General features: G+C 70.1%; 19 protein-coding genes and 1 pseudogene. 9 read left to right on the top strand and 11 right to left on the bottom strand.

Annotated elements, in window-relative coordinates:
• The first annotated feature begins 82 nt into the window (after window positions 1-82).
• Window positions 83-787 (top strand): metal-dependent transcriptional regulator, encoded by a 705-nt coding sequence (locus tag Q8791_RS06955; protein ID WP_330090759.1) that lies wholly within the window; start codon window positions 83-85, stop codon window positions 785-787.
• A 204-nt stretch (window positions 788-991) separates the two neighbouring features.
• Here the strand turns inward: Q8791_RS06955 and Q8791_RS06950 are convergent, their stop codons facing one another.
• Both Q8791_RS06950 and Q8791_RS06945 read right to left on the bottom strand, forming a co-directional pair.
• The gene (locus Q8791_RS06950) at window positions 992-2,500 is read right to left on the bottom strand and encodes a carboxylesterase/lipase family protein (RefSeq protein WP_330090758.1); all 1,509 of its coding nucleotides are present in this window, start codon (window positions 2,498-2,500) and stop codon (window positions 992-994) included.
• On the bottom strand, window positions 2,497-3,411 hold the full coding sequence (locus Q8791_RS06945) for an MBL fold metallo-hydrolase (RefSeq protein ID WP_330090757.1): 915 nt from the start codon (window positions 3,409-3,411) through the stop codon (window positions 2,497-2,499). Before Q8791_RS06945 ends, Q8791_RS06950 begins: the two co-directional genes overlap by 4 nt.
• Before the next feature lie 134 nt (window positions 3,412-3,545).
• Between Q8791_RS06945 and Q8791_RS06940 the strand changes: the two genes are divergently transcribed.
• The 3 genes from Q8791_RS06940 to Q8791_RS06930 all read left to right on the top strand — a co-directional run bounded on the left by Q8791_RS06940 (window position 3,546) and on the right by Q8791_RS06930 (window position 7,709).
• On the top strand, window positions 3,546-4,406 hold the full coding sequence (locus tag Q8791_RS06940) for a helix-turn-helix transcriptional regulator (protein ID WP_330090756.1): 861 nt from the start codon (window positions 3,546-3,548) through the stop codon (window positions 4,404-4,406).
• A 459-nt stretch (window positions 4,407-4,865) separates the two neighbouring features.
• Window positions 4,866-5,690 carry a class I SAM-dependent methyltransferase gene (locus Q8791_RS06935; protein WP_330090755.1) on the top strand — a complete coding sequence of 275 codons (825 nt, stop codon included), beginning with the start codon at window positions 4,866-4,868 and terminating at the stop codon, window positions 5,688-5,690.
• Window positions 5,691-5,810: 120 nt separating this feature from the next.
• Complete coding sequence (locus Q8791_RS06930) at window positions 5,811-7,709, top strand: S9 family peptidase (RefSeq protein ID WP_330090754.1); 1,899 nt, start codon at window positions 5,811-5,813, stop codon at window positions 7,707-7,709.
• Window positions 7,710-7,755: 46 nt separating this feature from the next.
• Here Q8791_RS06930 and Q8791_RS06925 read toward each other — a convergent pair whose 3' ends face one another.
• The 4 genes and pseudogenes from Q8791_RS06925 to Q8791_RS06910 all read right to left on the bottom strand — a co-directional run bounded on the left by Q8791_RS06925 (window position 7,756) and on the right by Q8791_RS06910 (window position 9,885).
• Window positions 7,756-8,733 (bottom strand): phosphotransferase, encoded by a 978-nt coding sequence (locus tag Q8791_RS06925; RefSeq protein WP_330090753.1) that lies wholly within the window; start codon window positions 8,731-8,733, stop codon window positions 7,756-7,758.
• 197 nt (window positions 8,734-8,930) lie between these two features.
• A pseudogene (locus Q8791_RS06920) lies at window positions 8,931-9,110 on the bottom strand (BldC family transcriptional regulator); the annotation flags it as partial.
• A 203-nt stretch (window positions 9,111-9,313) separates the two neighbouring features.
• Window positions 9,314-9,544: a hypothetical protein gene (locus tag Q8791_RS06915; protein WP_330090752.1), complete on the bottom strand. Its 231-nt coding sequence runs from the start codon at window positions 9,542-9,544 to the stop codon at window positions 9,314-9,316.
• Window positions 9,541-9,885 carry an ATP-binding protein gene (locus tag Q8791_RS06910; RefSeq protein ID WP_330090751.1) on the bottom strand — a complete coding sequence of 115 codons (345 nt, stop codon included), beginning with the start codon at window positions 9,883-9,885 and terminating at the stop codon, window positions 9,541-9,543. The genes Q8791_RS06915 and Q8791_RS06910 overlap by 4 nt, the downstream gene beginning before the upstream one ends.
• A gap of 396 nt (window positions 9,886-10,281) precedes the next feature.
• On the opposite strand from Q8791_RS06910, the gene Q8791_RS06905 reads away from it, so the two are divergent.
• From Q8791_RS06905 to Q8791_RS06890, 4 genes are all read left to right on the top strand, one after another.
• The gene (locus Q8791_RS06905; RefSeq protein ID WP_330090750.1) at window positions 10,282-11,043 is read left to right on the top strand and encodes a Scr1 family TA system antitoxin-like transcriptional regulator; all 762 of its coding nucleotides are present in this window, start codon (window positions 10,282-10,284) and stop codon (window positions 11,041-11,043) included.
• A complete protein-coding gene (locus Q8791_RS06900) occupies window positions 11,040-11,225 on the top strand; it encodes a DUF397 domain-containing protein (protein WP_330090749.1) in 186 nt (61 codons plus the stop codon). Before Q8791_RS06905 ends, Q8791_RS06900 begins: the two co-directional genes overlap by 4 nt.
• Window positions 11,183-11,395 carry a DUF397 domain-containing protein gene (locus Q8791_RS06895; RefSeq protein WP_330090748.1) on the top strand — a complete coding sequence of 71 codons (213 nt, stop codon included), beginning with the start codon at window positions 11,183-11,185 and terminating at the stop codon, window positions 11,393-11,395. The genes Q8791_RS06900 and Q8791_RS06895 overlap by 43 nt, the downstream gene beginning before the upstream one ends.
• A 304-nt stretch (window positions 11,396-11,699) precedes the next feature.
• Window positions 11,700-11,858 carry a hypothetical protein gene (locus tag Q8791_RS06890; protein WP_330090747.1) on the top strand — a complete coding sequence of 53 codons (159 nt, stop codon included), beginning with the start codon at window positions 11,700-11,702 and terminating at the stop codon, window positions 11,856-11,858.
• A gap of 162 nt (window positions 11,859-12,020) precedes the next feature.
• On the opposite strand, the gene Q8791_RS06885 is transcribed toward Q8791_RS06890, so the two are convergent.
• From Q8791_RS06885 to Q8791_RS06875, 3 genes are read right to left on the bottom strand one after another with little or no spacing between them, the layout of a single operon-like run.
• On the bottom strand, window positions 12,021-12,431 hold the full coding sequence (locus tag Q8791_RS06885) for an arsenate reductase ArsC (RefSeq protein ID WP_330090746.1): 411 nt from the start codon (window positions 12,429-12,431) through the stop codon (window positions 12,021-12,023).
• Window positions 12,424-13,539: an ACR3 family arsenite efflux transporter gene (gene arsB / locus Q8791_RS06880; RefSeq protein ID WP_330090745.1), complete on the bottom strand. Its 1,116-nt coding sequence runs from the start codon at window positions 13,537-13,539 to the stop codon at window positions 12,424-12,426. Before arsB ends, Q8791_RS06885 begins: the two co-directional genes overlap by 8 nt.
• Complete coding sequence (locus tag Q8791_RS06875) at window positions 13,536-13,913, bottom strand: ArsR/SmtB family transcription factor (RefSeq protein ID WP_330090744.1); 378 nt, start codon at window positions 13,911-13,913, stop codon at window positions 13,536-13,538. Before Q8791_RS06875 ends, arsB begins: the two co-directional genes overlap by 4 nt.
• Before the next feature lie 78 nt (window positions 13,914-13,991).
• On the opposite strand from Q8791_RS06875, the gene Q8791_RS06870 reads away from it, so the two are divergent.
• Complete coding sequence (locus tag Q8791_RS06870) at window positions 13,992-14,462, top strand: ArsI/CadI family heavy metal resistance metalloenzyme (protein ID WP_330090743.1); 471 nt, start codon at window positions 13,992-13,994, stop codon at window positions 14,460-14,462.
• A gap of 143 nt (window positions 14,463-14,605) precedes the next feature.
• Here the strand turns inward: Q8791_RS06870 and Q8791_RS06865 are convergent, their stop codons facing one another.
• Window positions 14,606-15,196, bottom strand: a complete 591-nt coding sequence (locus tag Q8791_RS06865; protein ID WP_330090742.1) for a DUF7691 family protein — start codon at window positions 15,194-15,196, stop codon at window positions 14,606-14,608.
• A 332-nt stretch (window positions 15,197-15,528) separates the two neighbouring features.
• Entirely contained in the window at window positions 15,529-17,199 is a 1,671-nt protein-coding gene (locus Q8791_RS06860; RefSeq protein WP_330090741.1) for an alkaline phosphatase D family protein, read from the bottom strand.
• Window positions 17,200-17,497 lie beyond the last annotated feature (298 nt).

Genomic DNA, 17,497 nt, shown 5'->3' with positions numbered 1-17,497 from the left:
CGCCCTCGTTCCGCACCGGCACCGGCCACGGGACCGGTGCGGAAATCGTTGCCTGCGGGCGGTCCGCGATACGGTTGCGACCATGGGGAACACACCGACACGACCGTCCACGTCGGCTGAGGACTACGTGAAGGTCATCTACGACCTACAGGAGCGCGGCACCGGACCGGTGACGATCTCCGGGATGGCCGAACGCCTGTCGGTGTCCAACTCCTCGGTCTCGGGGATGTTGCGCAAGCTCACCGAACTCGGCCTCGTGGAGCACCAGCGCTACGGCGCGGTCAGCCTCACCGAGCCCGGAACCAGGGCCGCCCTGTCGGTACTGCGCCGCCACCGGCTGCTGGAGACGTACCTGGTCGCCGAGCTGGGCTACTCCTGGGACGAGGTCCACGACGAGGCCGAGATCCTCGAACACGTCGTGTCGGACAAGTTCGTGGACCGCATCGCCACTCACCTGGGCAACCCCGTGGTCGATCCGCACGGCGACCCCATCCCCACCCGTGAGGGGCACATCGTCGAGCGCGAGTCCGTGCTGCTGTCCAACGCCGACGAGGGTGTCAGCGGTGTCATCGTGCGCGTCAACGACACCGACCCCGAACTGCTCCGCTACCTGGCCGACATCGAGATCGGCATCGGGATGAACGTGGAGGTGGTCGAGCGCCAGCCCTTCGCCGGGTCCCTCCAGATCGCCGTGCGCCCCGGTGAGGGCGCTCCCGAGCGCGCCCAGGCCCTCGGCCTGGTGGCCGCCGAGGCGCTGTGGATCAGCCCCGACAGCAAGGGGCAGTGAGCGCAGGGAGAATGCGGCGCCGGCCGGTGCCGGCTCTCTCCATCCGTGGGTGGAGGGCGCCTGGGCGCGGGGAACGGCCCCGTGTCCGGGCGCCCACGCCAGACGCTCGGCCGGGACACCCCAGCCGTGCGTCTGGCCGAGCTCCTCACGGCGAACTACCGACTTTCCGTGTTGCGACGACCGCTGGAATCCGCCCTCACCGGCTCATCGCGACGACCACGCCGAGAGTTCGTCCCGACGGGGATCTCCGGACGAGGACGGCGGGACCTCGAGGATCTGGGTCACGCGTCGCCCGAGCGTGTACGGCTCCCAACCGGGTTCTCCCGAGGTGGCGAACAGCACCCAGCTTCCGTGCACGAAATCGACGAGCTCGACTGGGACGGGGCCTTCCCCCAGGAGTGCTCCCGCCCCGCGGACACCCGGGGCGTCGACTGTGTCGAACACGAAGGGAAGCTCCACGGTGTGTGCGCTTCCGAGTTCCCCGTCGAGGGTGTCCGGCCTCCAGGAGAACAGGGCAGCCCAGGTGCGTCCGCCCGGTCGTTCCGCGTGGGCGTCGGCCAGACGGCGCGATCCGTCTCCGAACAGCGCGTCGCCCAGGATGGCGGCACGTATTTCTCCCGCGCCGGCAGCGGGACGGTTGCGGCGGTACGCGGCTATCAGCCCCTCCGGGTCGGGGTGCACCCGAGCGGCGATCGAGAGGTCGGCGTCGGTCGAGGTCGTGAGGTTCCCCTGTGGGGCGAGGTAGAGGTTCCCCTCTTCGGCGTTCGTCGTGACGAACAGGTCGATGTGGTCCGCGGCTCCGCGCGCGATCGACATGGCGGGTTGCTCATCCAGGACGAGACCGATCGGGCTCAGGCCGGCCAGGGGATCGAACGCGGACGAGGTGGTCAGATCCAGCGCTCCCACGCTTCCGAGCACCTCGACCAGGTCTTCGTCCGGGACTCCGGCGAACCCGATCGGATCGGCCGCGACGCCCAGCCGGTCCGCGACGGCCGCCGTGACCCGGGCCGCCTGTTCTGGCGTGAACGCGCCCGTGCCGCTTCCGCTCTGGACGATCGCGCGCCGGAAGGTGCCTTCCGCCGCTCTCCGCGCGATCACTCCCGACACGATCGTGGCACCGGCGGATTGACCGAAGAGTGTGACGTTGTCCGGATCGCCGCCGAAGGCGGTGATGTTCCGCCGGACCCATTCCAGGGCTGCTGCGACGTCCAGGAGACCGCGATTTCGCTCAGCGCCGGGTAGATCGAGAAAACCGGTGACGCCGAGGCGGTAAGCGACCGTGACCAGCACCACGCCGTCCCGCGCGAAGGCCCTCCCGTCGTAGAGCGCCGCGTCGATCGCACCGGAGACGAACCCACCACCGTGGACGAATACCATGACCGGCAGCCCTCCCGCGGTCTGCGCCGGTGCCCACACGTTGAGCGTCAGGGAGTCCTCGCCACGGACCCATCCCGGTCCGAAGTAGGGACGCATGTCGAGCCCGCCGAAACCCTTCCGGTTCGCCTGCGGCGCGGTGGCCCCCGGGGACCTCGCGTCGCGGACACCCTGCCATCCCGGGTGGAGCTCGGGAGGGCGGAACCGTGCGGCCCCGGTCGGTGTCGCGGCGTAGGGGATTCCGCGGAACTCGAGCACGCCACCGACCGAGCTGCCTCGTGCCGCTCCGGATTCGGTGGTGACAATCGGGTCTGCCTGCGTGTCGCGGGAGGGGCTCATCGTTCGACGCTCACACGCTCGAACGGGGCCCACCCCTTGAGGGCGAAGGACTCGCCGTCGCGGACCAGTTCGGCCGCACCGTGGCCGCCGAGATGGGCGGGGAGAACGAGGGCGTTGTGGTCCGCCGCCCAGCCCAGGACGCGCCGACGCGTATGACGGGCCAGGACCGGATCCTCGCAGAAGCAGCTGTTGGTGTCGGGCTCCACGAACTGGAGGGCGCTGTGGACGAGGTCACCGATGAAGACGGCGCGGTCGGACCCGGATTCGAGCCTGATGACCGACGACCCCGGCGTGTGCCCCGGGGCGAGCTCAAGGGTGAGGTTCCCGTCGATCCGGTACGACCCGTCCCACAGCTCCACCAGCCCCGCCGCGGCGACGGGTGCGACGGAGTCCTCGTACACGTTCTGGTTGCCTCGGCCCAGATGGGGGCGGTGGGGTCCCTCGGGATCCCAGAACTCGAAGTCGCGCCTCGGCATCAGGTACGTGGCGTTGGGGAAGGTGGGCACCCATTCCCCGTCGCGCAGACGCGTGTTCCAGCCCACGTGGTCGACGTGCAGGTGGGTGTTCACGACGACGTCCACGTCCTCGGGGCGGACCCCGGCACGGGCCAGGTTCTGGAGGTAGGGGGAGTCGAGGTAGCTCCACACCGGAGAGTAGGGGCGGTACTTGCCGTTCCCGACCCCGGTGTCGATGAGGATCGTGCGCCCCTCACTGCGGATCAGCCAGGTCTGGATGGCGGAACGGCAGATGCCGCTCTCCGGGTCGAGGAAGTCGGGCGCCAGCCAGGACTCGTTGCGCTCCCACACCTCTGCGCTGCTCTGCGGAAAGAACTCCGTGGGCCTCAGCCCGACGGGTCCGTAGTACTCGTCGATCCTCGCGACCGTGACGTCGCCGAGGGTGATATCGGACATGTTGTGGCTCCCCATACCGTCGAACGTTCGATGACCTGCACTCTCCCGTGCTCACGGCCGTCGTATCCAGACCAGGCCGGAGGTACCACCGGCAGTGGTAGTCACGTGGAGGGATTCGGAGGCACACTCGACGCATGGACGGTGATACGAACACACTCGGCGAGTTCCTGTACGCCCGCCGCTCACGGCTGCGTCCCGAGGACATCGGTTATCCCAGGGACGAGCGGCGCCGGGTACGAGGTTTGCGGCGGGAGGAGGTGGCCTACTGCGCCGGGGTCAGCGTCTCCTACTACACCCGGCTCGAGCAGGGCACGCCGGTCAACGTGTCGGCATCCGTCCTCAACACGCTCGCGAACGCGCTGCAACTGGACTCCTTCGAACGCGAGCACCTCCTCCGCCTGGCCGGCCACCGTCCCACCACCGCGGCACCGGACGCCGCCCCCGCGGAACACGTGGACGAGGCGACGAACGAACTGCTGGATTCGTTCGGAACAACGCCGGCACTGGTGCTCGGCGCACGCACCGACGTGCTGGCCTGGAACCCCATGGGGCACGCCCTGCTGGCGCCCCACCTCGATCCCCTTTCTCCCGGCGACCCGCGAGCACGGCCGAACATGGCCCGCCTGGTCTTCCTGGAGGAGAGCACTCGTGTGCTCTACGCGGACTGGTATCGCAAGGCGCGGGCGGTGGTGGGGAATCTCCGTGCCGTGGCTGGACGGCGCCCGCACGATGCCGCCCTGGCGACGCTCGTCAGTGAGTTGTCGCTGCGAAGCCCGGACTTCGCCGAACTGTGGCACCAGCACGATGTCAGGCCGTGCGAGGCGAGCCGCTATGAGCTGCGTCATCCGCACGTGGGCCCGATCACGGTGGCCCAGCAGGTTCTCGTCGTCGCACGGGAGCCGGACCAGACCGTCGTGGTCGCGACCGTCGACCGACGTGACACGGCCAGCGCGGACGCGCTGACCCTCCTTGAGCGCTTGACCGCGGGCGACTGACAGGGGTTGTTGATCGAGTGACCTGTGTACTCCGCAGCTCCTGCCGTCCCGGGGTCACCGGGGGCTTACGGGGTTCCCCCGTGCGCGTGAGCGGATGTTCTCCGCCTGGGTCGAGCACGTGGGCACCATCGTCAGCGAGCCGCGGGTGCACAGGACACGTGCGAACTCCCGTAGGCGTCCACCGGCTCCTTCTCGGGAGAGGGCGAGATCGAGACCGGCTCGATCGGCAGCGGGTTCCCGGGCCTGCCGGGCAGTTTCAGCTCCGATGCGTGGACCGGTGCCCCCGACGGCCAGGAGACACCCCCTACCCCCGGTCGGTCCGCGGGGTGCGGGCGGTCTCCGCGCGGGTGCTTGCGCCGGACGGCTTCAGCGGCCTCGACCCCCCTCGATCCCGCGCGTCCGGCGGGCGGTGGCGGGTAGGGAACCGGTCATCGATCGCCGAGCGAGAGGATGCCGGGCATGGGTGGGGGCGACGTCGCCGACCAGGGCGCGGACAAGGTGCGGGTACGGCTGAGCAAGGTCGAGAAGACCCTGTTATGGACCGTCTACCACAAGGTTCTCGACTTCCGGAACGCCGAACCGGTCCTCGGCGACGTGTGGGCCGTGGACGTGATGGACCGCCTGGAGTTCGACCGCCGCGACCTCCTGGGCGTCGCGGGGGACCGCTACTTCGTCCTGCTCCGCGCCCGCCGGATCGACACGTGGGTCCGCGAGTGGATCTCCGCGAACCCGGGAGGGACGGTCCTCCAGCTGGCCTGCGGGCTGGACGCCCGCGCACTGCGGATCGGCGCCCCCGAACACGGCCGCTGGATCGACACGGACCTGCCGGACGTCGTCGCACTGCGCCGCCGGGTCCTGCCCGAACCCGCGCGCTACCGGCTCCTCGCCGGGTCGGCGACGGAGTCCGACTGGTTGGCGGAGATCCCCGCGGACGCGCCCGTCCTGGTGGTCGCGGAGGGCCTGCTGGAGTACCTGCGGCCGGAGGAGACCCGCGCGCTGCTCGGCCGTCTCCTGGAGCGCTTCCCCGCGGGCGGCGAGATGGTCTTCGACGTCGTCTCCCCGCCGGTGGGGCGCCTGGCGAAGGTGTTCGGCTATGACATGTACGCCGTGGAGGACCCCCGCATGCCCGAGCGCTGGTACCCGCGCCTGGCGCTCACCGGCGACTACGAGATGATCGGCGACCACGCGTCCGTGCCCGAGAAGGCCTTCCGCTCCCTGTACCGGGTGCTGTCCCGCTGGCCGTCGGTCCGGGGCATGATGCGGGTGCTGCGCTTCCGCTTCTGAGCGTCGGGGACCCCCCGGCACGAAAGTGACCGGGGTCACCCGCGTTCGCTGTTGAGTGTGCCGCGACGGCATCGATTGTCCTGGTCCTACCGCCTCACAGGAACGACGGAAGGACACCCGATGGCCATGCCCGGCCTCATCCCGGTCGAGGACCTGCTCGGATCTCCCGAGCGCTCCGGAGCGTCGATCTCGCCGGACGGGACCCGGATCGCCTACCTGGCGCCGTGGAGGAACCGGCTCAACGTCTGGGTGCAGGACCTCGACCCGTCCGGCCGCCCCGACGGCGAGCCGCGCTGCGTGACCGCCGACGAGACCCGCAGCGTGCTGCGCTACGAATGGACCCACGACGCGCGCCGGCTGATCTACTCCCAGGACACCGGCGGCGACGAGAACCACCACCTCTACCGGGTCGACCTGGACGTGCCGGCCGCGCCGGCCGTCGACCTGACGCCGTTCCCGGGAGCACGGGTGCTGAACCACAGTCAGCCGCACGGGCGGCCCGGGACGGTGCTGATGCAGATCAACCACCGCAAGGCCGACGAGATGGACCTGGTCGAGCTCGACATCGCCTCCGGCGAGCTCACCGTGCTCGCGGAGAACCCCGGCCATGTCCTGGACTGGCTGCTCACCCGGGAACGCGAACCGCTCTCCCTCACCATGGCCGACGACGGCGCCATCGTGCTGTCCCGCTGGAACGGGGGCGACCCGGACCCGATCGCGGTGTTCGACGGGGACGATCACCCGCTGGGCCTCTTCCCGATCGAACTCACCGCCGACGGGACCGGAGTCTGGGTCGGCTCCTTCACCGGCGGCGACCGGATGCGGCTGGCCCTGATCGACCTGGCCACCGGTGAGGAGACCGAGGTCGACAGCCACCCGGTCCACGACCTCGACGGCACGCGCCGCTCGGTCGCCCAGGCCGGGTCACCGCTGATCCGCAGCCGCCGGACCGGCGAACTGCTCGGCGTCCGCTACCTGGGTGAGAAGCAGGTGATCCGACCGCTGGACGCGGACTTCGCCGCCGTGCTGAAGGAGGTGGAGGCGCTGTCGGACGGCACCCCCGGCCACCTGTCCTCGGACGACGGCGGACAGCGGTGGGTCGTCTCGTTCACGCACGACCGCGATCCGGGTGCGACGTGGTTCTACGACCACGCCACCGGTGAGTCGCGGCTGCTGTTCCGGCCCTATCCCCGTCTGGACCCGGAGTCGCTGGCCCCGATGCGGCCGGTGACGATCACCGCCCGCGACGGGTTGGAGCTCCCCTCCTACCTGACGCTGCCCGTCGGGATCGATCCGACGGGGTTGCCGCTGGTCCTGCTGGTGCACGGAGGCCCGTGGTTCCGCGACGCGTGGGGTTTCGACCAGGCCGTACAGCTGCTGGCCAACCGCGGGTACGCGGTGCTCCAGGTCAACTTCCGCGGGTCCACCGGCTACGGCAGGGCGCACATGCGGGCCGCGATCGGCGAGTTCGCCGGGAAGATGCACGACGACCTGATCGACGCCGTGGACTGGGCTGTGGCGCAGGGCCACGCGGATCCCGAGCGGGTCGGAATCTTCGGCGGCTCCTACGGCGGCTACTCGACGCTGGTGGGGGTCACCTTCACACCGGACCGGTTCGCGGCGGCCGTCGACGTCGTCGGCATCTCCGACCTGGCGAACTTCATGCGGACCGTGCCGGAGTTCATCCGGCCTGCGCTGGTCAACAACTGGTACCGCTACGTCGGCGACCCCGCCGACCCGGATCAGGAGGCCGACATGCTGGCCCGCTCCCCGATCTCCCGCGTGGACGAGATCACCACCCCGCTGATGGTCGTCCAGGGCGCCAACGACACCCGCGTCGTGCAGGCCGAATCCGACAACATCGTCGCGGCGCTGCGCGAGCGCGGTGTCGACGTCGAGTACATGCTCAAGGCGGACGAGGGGCACGGCTTCCTCAATCCGGAGAACCAGATCGACCTGTACCGCGCGGCCGAGCGCTTCCTCGCCCGGCATCTGGGCGGGCGCTCCGGCGAAGCCTGATCCCGCGACGGCACCCGGCCCGGACCGGGGCCGCGACCACCTCCGGTCAGCGGCGCCCCCGCACGGTCCCGTCCGGGGAGACCAGGCCCCCGGCGAAGGGCATCGTCCGCCACTGGTCGACGGCCGGCGTCAGGTAGCCCACCAACGCGGGCAGTTGCGGCGCGAGCGTGAGGGTGGCGACGGCCCGCAGCATCCCCACCGCGTTCACGAAGGCCAGGACGTCCTCGTCCAACGCCCTCATACCGTTGCGGCGCGCGCCGCGGTCGTAGGCGGATTCGAGCTCCGGGCCGAGAGCTGCCAGGTCCCACTCGACGGGGCCCAGCGTGACCAGCTCGAAGTCGGAGTAGAGGTCCCCCGCCACCCCGGAGAAGATGTTCGCGGGCGGGGAGTCGCCGTGGACGGGCTGGAGGTCGATCCCCGGGAACACCTGCTCGAACGCCGTCCGTGAGCGCACGAGGGGTTCCAGGGTCCTCCACTCGCGGAGAGCGCGGTCCAGGTCGGCCGGCTCGATGAGGTCGGGGCGCTCTTCGAGTGTCGCGAGGTCGGCTGCGAGGGACTGGGGGTCGGCCGCGGACAGGAACGAGAGGCGGCCCGGGTAGTCGCGCATCGCGGCGTGCAGGTCGGCGATGATCTCGGCGTTCGCCGCGTAGTCGGGCTCCTTGGCCCGGTCCTCCTCGACGAACTCCCAGAACGTCATCGAGTGCCCGTCGCGCTGCACGGGTTCCCGCGGCACGAGGGGGCTGGGAGGGATCACGGGGGTCCCCCGGTCCGCCAGCCACCGCGTCACGTCCAGTTCGGAGCGCTGGCGGCGGGTGACGGAGTCGAGGTCCGACGTGTGCGGCAGGACGACGGGAATCCGGGCCACGACCGGTGAGGGAGCGAGGTGGACGACGACGGAGAACAGGTCGTGGAGCACCGTCGCGTCGTTCACGGTGAGTCCGAGGTCGCGTCCCGCTCCGACTGCCGCGTCGACTGCGGCGGCGGCGCGGCGGGCGATCTGTTGTGGAGTCATGAAATCGTTCACGGCCCGATCATCCCAGTCCGCGGGGCGGGTGAGCGGCCACGACCCCTTCACGTCCAGTTCCCCGCCTCTCCGGCCCCGGGTGGTCAGTCGCGGACGCGGAGGGCGGTGATGAGGTGGGCGATGCGCGCGGCTTCGGTGAGGGCCCCGGTGTCGGTGGCCAGGGTGTGGACGTCCTCGAGTGCGCGGATGATCTCGTTCTCCTCGGGATGGGCGGTGAGCAGGGCGGTGATCTGGGATGTGGGGTAGCGGCGGTGGCCGCCGAGGGTCTTGAGGGAGGTGAGGCGTCCGTGCTTCTCCCAACGGGTGACGGTCTTGGGATCGACGCGGAACAGGCGGGCGACCTCGCCGGGGGTGAGCAGGTCCCCGGTGGTTTCCAGGAGTCCGGTGGTGGCGGAAGGGGCGGGCACGATCGGTTCTCCTCGTGAACGTGTGGGTGTGCGGGTTGTACCGCGGGTGCGGGCTCGGTGAGCGGCGGGTCCGGCGGGGGAGCAGGGGTGGGGTCGGGCCGGGGAAGTACGCCCGACCCCGGTTCGTGGGCTGTCCCTCGTGGCGCGGTGCGCGAGATGAGGGGTCGGGCAGGTCAGGGCGGTCGACCTCTGGCCAGGGCTCGGGCCACGTAGCGTGCGTGGTCGGTGAGGTGGGCGGGGTCGCTGTGGCGTAGCGGGGTGATCCTGGCCGGGCCTCGGTAGAAGGCGATGTAGAGCCTCAGGGAGGGTGACCACATCACCCACCAGTACGGGGCGCAGGTGCGGTTCAGGGTCTCCGCCTGTTGGTAGTGGGTCCGGTCGTGGGCGGGCGTCCAGCGGCTCATGGGAGCTCGAACATCGCCCGCACGGTCAGGGGTCCTCCGCCGGTTCCTTCCCAGTCCCAGTAGATGGTGAGGTGTTCGACCAGGCGCAGGCCGGTGCGGTCGGGGCGGGTGCGCGGGAGGGGGTAGCGCGCCTGTCCTGGGCGGGGGCCGTCGTCGGTGACCTCCAACGCCAGCAGGAAGGGACCCCGGGTCAGGACGAGGCGTACACCGCCGCCGGGCAGGCCGCTGCGGGTGTGGGTGTGGGCGTTCTCCACCAGGACCACGGCGGCGGTGGCCACGGCGGAGTTGGTGCGGTCCCCGCTGCGGGCTGCGTGGTAGGCCCACCGTTGCGCGAAGGCCACATGGGCGGGGGTGTGGTTCAGCTCTATGCCGGATTTGGCGGAATCGGCGAGGCTTATCCTGCGGGGGAGTTCTGGCGCGGGTGTACGGGGAACGGTATCCTGCATTCGTCTCACCTCTTGTCATTTGCGGACATGTGGGGCATTTCGCCTCGGCGGTCGCTCTCTACTTCGACCGTCGAGGCTTTTCTTGCACTGGAAATCATCCACCAGAGAAGAATTGAGTCTTCTCGCCAAGCAGGCCCACCGTCCGGGGTGGAAAATATGACCCCCTGGGACCAGCCCGGCTTGCAAGCGGCCTGGGACTAGATTGCACCCCCACGTGGGGATCCCACAGCATTCGCATCAATCATGGGATCCCCCGCGTTCAGATGAGACAGGATTGCTAATCTGCCCTACATGACTCAAACCCCCTTTCAGGAATGCCTTGCGAAGTTCCGCGAGCTGGCCGGACTTACCCAGCAACAGCTCGCAGACCGCAGTCGGACTTCACATTCCAGCGTAAATCGATGGAAAGGGGGATCAGGTACGCCAAAAAAGGACAACGTTGCGCTCTTGGACGAAGCCCTTGGGGCCCAGGGGGCACTCTTGGCTGCTTGGCGGAGAACAACAGAGGGAACAGGGCTGCCAGAATGGGCCCGGGACCTCGTTTCGATCGAGCGTTCCGCGCGACACCTCACGCTTGTCACACCCGCTTTGGTGCCGGGGTACCTGCAAAGCTCAGAGGTCTCTCGCGGCGTGTTCCGGACGGCGCATCCACTCGCAACAGCGGAAGACCTCGCGCGTCTGGTCAAGCTGCGCACGGAGCGACTCGGCGAACTATCCGACCTCGAAGTGATCGCCGTGTTTCCTGTGGCAGCTGTGTCCGGCCTCCCGGCATCACTTCGCCGCACTCAAGCGGCTTACCTTTTGGAGTGGGTTGAGACGGGGCGCGTCGCAGTGCATCTCGTACCGGAGGGGACCATCCTGCTTGGCCCCACGTCCCCACTGATGCTCTTCCGCCTACGCACTGGGGAACTGGCTGTTGTCAGCGACCACGCTGACGGTAACGTGATTCACGAGGAGCCTACGCATGACAGGCTCTCCAGCCAAGCTACTTCCGCGCTAGCCGCCTCCCTGCCACTCGCACTCTCGCTAGACGTACTGAGGACACTCACATGAATACCGACACGCCCAGATGGCACAAGTCCAGCTACAGCGCCAACGGGGGCAACTGCGTAGAGGTCACAGAGGGCCTGGTGACCGGTATCCGTGACACTCAGAACCGGGAACTGGGACACCTCGCGGTGCCCGCCCCCGAGTGGACCGCGCTCATGAGTGCCCTACGCGGGAGAGCCGCCTAGTGGACAAGCGTTGGCACAAGTCCAGTCACAGTGCTAACGGTGGGGAGTGCGTAGAGGTGTCAGAAGGCGAGGCGGTCCGAGTCCGCGACACCCAGAACCGGGACCTCGGCTACCTAACGGTGCCCGCCCCGGAGTGGAGCGCCCTGGTGGGCGCACTGCGCGGGCGCTAGCCCAGTACACGGAGAACCGGACCCCGCCAGGCGAATTGGCGGGGTCCGGTTCTCTGTTCTCCTCGACCAGGCTATCCGGAAGACCGCGAAGCGCGCGGGCCGACGCCCCGGACCATGGCGGCGTCCCGGCCGGGGCCGACAACGCCTGCCACACAGGTGGAACGCGCTCTCCCGCAACCCCGAAGTCACGATTGTCGGAAGTCGGGGGGCGACGGGAAGAACAGTTTCGGGATTCCCCGTACAACGAGCCCTCGACCATGGCACCCTGCGCAGTGCCACACCGGAAACAACCGCTAGGACCTGCGTGAACGACGAATCCGAGAACGACCCCCTGACGGAGGCCGCGCGCTCCGAGAGCGCACCCGCACACAGCCATGACAGCGACCTTTCCCCCGAGGACGCTGTCCGGCGGCGGTGGCCGTACAGGGACCTCCCTCCGTGGATCGGACCCAGCGAGAACTGACCGGCCCGCGGTGGAGACTTCCACCGCACAGCCCGGTCCGGGCACGGGAAGGGCCCCGGGCGAAGACCGCTGGAACGTGAGTTCCGGTGCCCGGGGCCCGTCGTCGCCCCACGGTGCCCCAGCGGCCCGCAGAACGGGGCCGCAACCGTCCCTCAACGGCGGTCAGGCAGTTTCCGAAACCAGTTCCTCCAGCAGTTCCTCGACGTGGCGTCGGATCCGGTCGCGGATGGGCCGCACGGCCTCCACCCCCTGCCCGGCGGGGTCGGGCAGGACCCAGTCGAGGTAGCGCCTACCGGGGAAGAACGGGCAGGCGTCACCGCACCCCATCGTGATCACCACGTCCGAGGCCCGCACGGCCTCCCCGGTGAGGACCTTGGGGGTGTTGGCGGCGATGTCGATGCCGACCTCGGCCATCGCCTCCACCACCGCGGGGTTGACCTCCCCGGCCGGAGCCGAGCCCGCGGATCGCACCCGCACCCGGCCCGCACCCAGGTCCTCCAGGAACGCGGCTGCCATCTGCGAGCGTCCGGCGTTGTGCACGCACACGAACAACACCGAGGGTGTCTCAGACATCTGCGGGCCTTTCGTCGACGGGCCTCCTGCCGGTGGAGCCCTCGTCCGGGAAGAAGCGCCGGGCGGCCAGCGCGACGTAGACCAGGCCGATGAGCACGGGGACCTCGATGAGCGGGCCGACCACTCCGGCCAGGGCCTGACCGGAGGCGGCGCCGAAGGAGGCGATGGCGACAGCGATCGCCAGTTCGAAGTTGTTGCCCGCAGCGGTGAAGGCCAACGTGACCGCACGCGGGTAGCCCATGCCCAGCACGCGGCCCAGCGCGAGCGACCCGGCCCACATCAGCACGAAGTAGACGAGCAGGGGCAGCGCGATCCGGGCGACGTCCCAGGGGCGGGAGGTGATCGCCTCGCCCTGGAGGGCGAAGAGCATCACGATGGTGAACAGCAGCCCGTACAGGGCCCAGGGGCCCAGCCTCGGCAGCAGGCGGGACTCGTACCAGTCCCGCCCCCTGGCCTTCTCGCCCAGGCGGCGGGTCAGGTACCCGGCCAGCAGCGGGACGCCGAGGAAGACCACGACCGAGACGGAGATGCCGACGAACGACACCTCCAGAGCGGCCTGTTCCAGGCCCAGCCACCCGGGCAGGGCCACGAGGTAGAACCAGCCCAGGGCTCCGAAGGCGATGACCTGGAACAGGGAGTTGAGCGCGACCAGCACCGCGGCTGCCTCACGGTCCCCGCAGGCCAGGTCGTTCCAGATGATGACCATCGCGATGCACCGGGCCAGTCCGACGATGATCAGCCCCGTGCGGTACTCGGGCAGGTCGGGCAGCAGAAGCCAGGCCAGGGCGAACATCACCGCCGGGCCCGCCAGCCAGTTCACCGCCAACGAGGCCACGAGCAGCCGCCGGTCACCGGTGACCGCGCCCAGGCGGTCGTAGCGGACCTTGGCCAGCGCCGGGTACATCATGACCAGCAGCCCCACCGCGATCGGCAGCGGGACACCGGCGACACCGAACCCGGCCAGGGCCTCGCCCAGACCGGGGACCAGGCGCCCCAGGGCCAGACCGAACGCCATCGCCGCCAGGATCCACACCGTCAGGAACCGGTCCAGGGTCGGAAGGCGCCCGACAACCGCTGTGGCCGCGCCGGTGCGGGCGGGGGCGCTCACGTGCCCGCCGGGACGGAGCGGCGGGTCAGGATCGCTGCCAGGCGGTCGGTGGCGGCGGGCAGCAGCCGGTAGTACACCCACGTGCCGCGCCGCTCGGAGGCGATGAGGCCGGCCTCGCGCAGCAGTTTGAGGTGGTGGGAGATCGTGGGTTGGGCCAGGTCGAAGGCGGGGGTCAGGTCGCACACGCACACCTCGCCGCCGTCGCGGGAAGCAATCATCGACAGCAGCCGCAGCCGCACCGGGTCGCCCAGGGCTTTGAACACGCGGGCCAGTTCGACGGACTCGTCCTCGCCCAGAGGGGCGGTCAGCAGCCCCGGGCAGCAGTCCGCGACCGCGCCCGGGGACACGGGGGTATCGCTCTCTTGATTCGGCATACGTCTATGTTGACAAACTTCGATGCAAGGCGCAACGTTACATAGACAGATTTCGATCCAAGGCCTGTGGAGGTCCTCATGTCCCGCGCCCAGCTCGCCCTCAACGTCGCCGACCTCGAAGGATCGGTGGCTTTCTACTCCACGCTGTTCGGCGTCGAACCCGCCAAGCGCCGCCCCGGCTACGCCAACTTCGCCATCACCGAGCCCCCGCTCAAGCTCGTCCTCATCGAGGGCGAGCCCGGACAGGAGACCCGCCTGGACCACCTGGGCGTCGAAGTCGAGACCACCGAGCAGGTCGACGCCGCCGCAGGCCGCCTGAAGGAGGCGGGCCTGGCCACCTTCGCCGAGAACGACACCTCCTGCTGCTACGCCGTGCAGGACAAGGTGTGGGTCCACGGCCCCGGTCGCGAGCCCTGGGAGGTCTACGTGGTCAAGGGCGACAGCGACACCAGGGGCAGGGCCGAGGACGTCCCCGCCCCCGAGGCCGTCACCGGGACCGCTGTCCCGACCGGAGCCTCTGGCTGCTGCGCGGGCGGGCGGACCTCGTAGCCGACGAGGATCCCTCCGGCGGGGTGGGTCGGCAACGGGCCCACCCCGACCGGGGGCCGGTCACGCTCGGGCGATGGCGATGACGGGTGCCTCGACCCGCTCGGCCCTGAACGGGGCCCGTCCCCGGCAACGCCGCCCGGTGATCAGTGGAAGAACCCGGCGACGCCCCGTCCGGCCGCCACAGCGGTCCTGCACCACTCCATGCACGACTCCGCAGCCTCGAGGACGTAGGGGTCGAGGGCGGCCTTGCGCTCGTCGGTGACCGCCTCCCACTGATCGAGGGCCTTCCGGCACTCGGCGAGGCTCCACTCCCCGTAGCACGGCAGGAAGTCGGGCGCCGGAATCGGCGACGGCGCCCGGCCGTAGTTGAACTCCGCGACGCTGACCGCGGTCACGCCCAGTTCCGCCAGGCCCTCGTCGACCGTCTCCAGCCACCCGGACCTCATCGGGGAGAAGTGGTTATTGAACAGTGCGCGGCCGTGGAACTCGCAGATCCACTTGTAGGCGTAGCCGTACACGCTTCCGTGCTGGTCGTCGAAGGGGCCTCCCTCGATGACCGCGCGGATCGCGTCGCGGATGGAGGGCCCCTCGGTGTGGTCGAACTGGGAGTCGAAGTGGGCCAGGTGCTGCTTGAACCGGCCGCCGATCATCCGGCGCAGCTTGTCGTCCTTCGAACCGACGGAGCTGTTCAGGGTGTCGAGGTCGACCACATAGGTCATCAGGGCGTAACTCATGGCGGGAACGCTATCGGCGGCCGACGACATCGGGACGCGGCCGGGGCCGCGGGATTCCGCAGGGGGAGGACCGGGGCGCATTCCTCCTGCGCGAAGTGGTGCTCGGCGTCCTCCGGGGGCTGGACGTGCGGGCCCGCCTCCTGGACGCGGGGGTCAGGGCGGACGACATCGACCGGGTCCGGGGACGGCTCCTGTCCTGACCGCGTGCGCGGAGAGCCGCCCCCGACGAACCCTCCCCGCCCCGCCTGTCCCGGGCGCGTAGAGCCGGGGACAGGCGGAGCCCGTGCCCCCGCGCAGACATCCGCGGGAGCACGGCTCCGGGGGGCGGGCGCTCAGGCCTGGGGACGCACGCCCGGGACACCGTCGCCGATGACGAACCGCGCCCGGTCCTTGAGGGGAGCGCCCGGCGTGGACACGTAGTCCACCGTCCGGTAGTCGGCCGTCCACTCGGTCGGGGTCACGACGTTGCGGACGTAGCCGCGCCTGCGGTTGATGAACCTGATGTGCGGATTCTCGCTCAGCTGCACCGCGTCGCCCGGGTTCTGCTCGGCCCCGTCGCCACCGCTGGTGAACGAGGTGCCCACCAACTCCGTGGCGACCGTCGCCGACCCCGGGTCGTCGAAGTCCGCCTTCACGTCGCAGACGTAACCGGCGTGCACGTCGCCGGTGAGCACCACCGGGTTGCGCACCCGGGCGAGCGCGTCCCGGACGGAGTCCCGCTCGACCTGGTAGTTGTCCCAGGCGTCGTCGCTGAAGAGGGTGGCCGCGCCGTCCGCGAAGTCACGCTGGGAGAAGAACACCTGCTGTGCCAGCACGTTCCAGCGGGCCCGGGAGGACGACAGCCCGTCGAGCAGCCACCGCTTCTGGTCTGCCCCCAGGAGCGTGCGCGAGGGGTCTCCGCGCTCGGAGTCGGTGACCTGCACGTCCCGGTACTGGCGGGTGTCGAGCAGGTGCACGTCCACGAGGTCGCCGAAGGTCAACCGCCGGTACAGGTGCATGTCAGGACCGGCGGGGAGCTGGGAACGGCGCAGCGGCATGTGCTCGTAGTAGGCCTTGAGCGCATCGGCCCGGCGCTGGAGGAACCCCTCCGAGGGCTCGCCGCCGTACGGTGTCCCGTCGGCCCAGTTGTTCTCCAGCTCGTGGTCGTCGAAGACCACCGCCCACGGGAAGGCCGCGTGCGCCGCCTGGAGACCCCCGTCGGTCTTGTACTGGGCGTGCCGGACACGGTAGTCGGCCAGGGTCTGGACCTCGCGGGCGGGCAGATGTGGGCGGCCGGCGCTGCCGGCCTCCCCGGTCTCGTAGATGTAGTCGCCGAGGAAGACGACCAGGTCCAGGTCCTCCTGCGCCAGGTGGGCCTGCGCCGTGTAGTGCCCGTGGGTGTAGCTCTGGCAGCTGGCGAACGCGAACGCGAACCGGTCCGCCCGTGCGCCGGGGGCGGGGGTGGTCTTCGTCCGGCCGACGGGGCTGATCTCGGTGCCGTGCCGGAACCGGTAGTAGTAGGGCGTTCCGGGCCGCAGCCCCTGGACCTCCACGTGCACGGCGTGGGCGCCTCGGGGACCGGTCTCGATGATGCCGGAGCTGGTGATCCGTCCGAAGTTCTCGTCCCTGGAGACCTGCCACTCGACCTCCGTGCGCCGGTCGGGCATGCCGCCGAGGCCGTTCTCGGCCAGGGGGTCGGGGGCCAGCCGGGTCCACAGGACGACGCCGTTGTGGCGGGGTTCCCCGGAGGCGACGCCGAGGGTGAAGGGGGCCACGACCCGCCCCGACCGGGAGGCGGTGTCGGCGAGGGCCGCAGGCGCCCAGGACGAGGAGAGGGCGACGGCTCCCAGGGTGGCCGCGCCACCCACCAGGAGCTGGCGGCGGGTGGTACGGGCGGTCTCTCCGGCGGGGGAGGGGGAGCCCGCTGCGAGCGCCCGCGGCCCCGGCTGAGCGGTCGGCGGGGTCACCGTGGTGACGAGGGCGGGGGTGGGAGCGGGGGTGGTGGTGCAGGGGATTACCGGCATTCGCGGTCTCCTGAGGTTCGTGGAGCGCCCGACCCCGGTCGGGGGCGGGCGGGGACCGTGCTCTATCCGGCCACGGGAAACGGAACCTCCCAACCACCGCACGGTGAACATTGAGTCCACATGGGTGACCGGGAGGTGACGCACAGCTCCGAGGTCTACGTGCCCTGGGAGAACACCGATGCCACGGTTCCCCTTGCCTAGCTTGCGTATGGTTCGCGCAATCGAACTGTAAAAACAGGCGCCCATCGGAGAGTAATTTCCACGAGGGCAACTGAAAACTCCAAATACCCCAAAGTGC

Origin of the sequence: Nocardiopsis codii (assembly GCF_036327455.1) — a bacterium.
In the GTDB taxonomy this organism is placed as follows: Bacteria; Actinomycetota; Actinomycetes; order Streptosporangiales; family Streptosporangiaceae; genus Nocardiopsis; species Nocardiopsis codii.
Note: the sequence above shows the minus strand (reverse complement) of the source record. Positions and strands in the feature narration are given on the sequence as shown.

Coding starts and splice junctions, on each gene's coding strand:
- Q8791_RS06955 (WP_330090759.1), top strand. CDS start 83: ATGGGGAACACACCGACACGACCGTCCACGTCGGCTGAGGACTACGTG.
- Q8791_RS06950 (WP_330090758.1), bottom strand. CDS start 2,500: ATGAGCCCCTCCCGCGACACGCAGGCAGACCCGATTGTCACCACCGAA.
- Q8791_RS06900 (WP_330090749.1), top strand. CDS start 11,040: ATGAATACCGACACGCCCAGATGGCACAAGTCCAGCTACAGCGCCAAC.
- Q8791_RS06905 (WP_330090750.1), top strand. CDS start 10,282: ATGACTCAAACCCCCTTTCAGGAATGCCTTGCGAAGTTCCGCGAGCTG.
- Q8791_RS06885 (WP_330090746.1), bottom strand. CDS start 12,431: ATGTCTGAGACACCCTCGGTGTTGTTCGTGTGCGTGCACAACGCCGGA.
- Q8791_RS06940 (WP_330090756.1), top strand. CDS start 3,546: ATGGACGGTGATACGAACACACTCGGCGAGTTCCTGTACGCCCGCCGC.
- Q8791_RS06930 (WP_330090754.1), top strand. CDS start 5,811: ATGGCCATGCCCGGCCTCATCCCGGTCGAGGACCTGCTCGGATCTCCC.
- Q8791_RS06875 (WP_330090744.1), bottom strand. CDS start 13,913: ATGCCGAATCAAGAGAGCGATACCCCCGTGTCCCCGGGCGCGGTCGCG.
- Q8791_RS06860 (WP_330090741.1), bottom strand. CDS start 17,199: ATGCCGGTAATCCCCTGCACCACCACCCCCGCTCCCACCCCCGCCCTC.
- Q8791_RS06870 (WP_330090743.1), top strand. CDS start 13,992: ATGTCCCGCGCCCAGCTCGCCCTCAACGTCGCCGACCTCGAAGGATCG.
- Q8791_RS06945 (WP_330090757.1), bottom strand. CDS start 3,411: ATGTCCGATATCACCCTCGGCGACGTCACGGTCGCGAGGATCGACGAG.
- Q8791_RS06865 (WP_330090742.1), bottom strand. CDS start 15,196: ATGAGTTACGCCCTGATGACCTATGTGGTCGACCTCGACACCCTGAAC.
- Q8791_RS06915 (WP_330090752.1), bottom strand. CDS start 9,544: ATGAGCCGCTGGACGCCCGCCCACGACCGGACCCACTACCAACAGGCG.
- Q8791_RS06935 (WP_330090755.1), top strand. CDS start 4,866: ATGGGTGGGGGCGACGTCGCCGACCAGGGCGCGGACAAGGTGCGGGTA.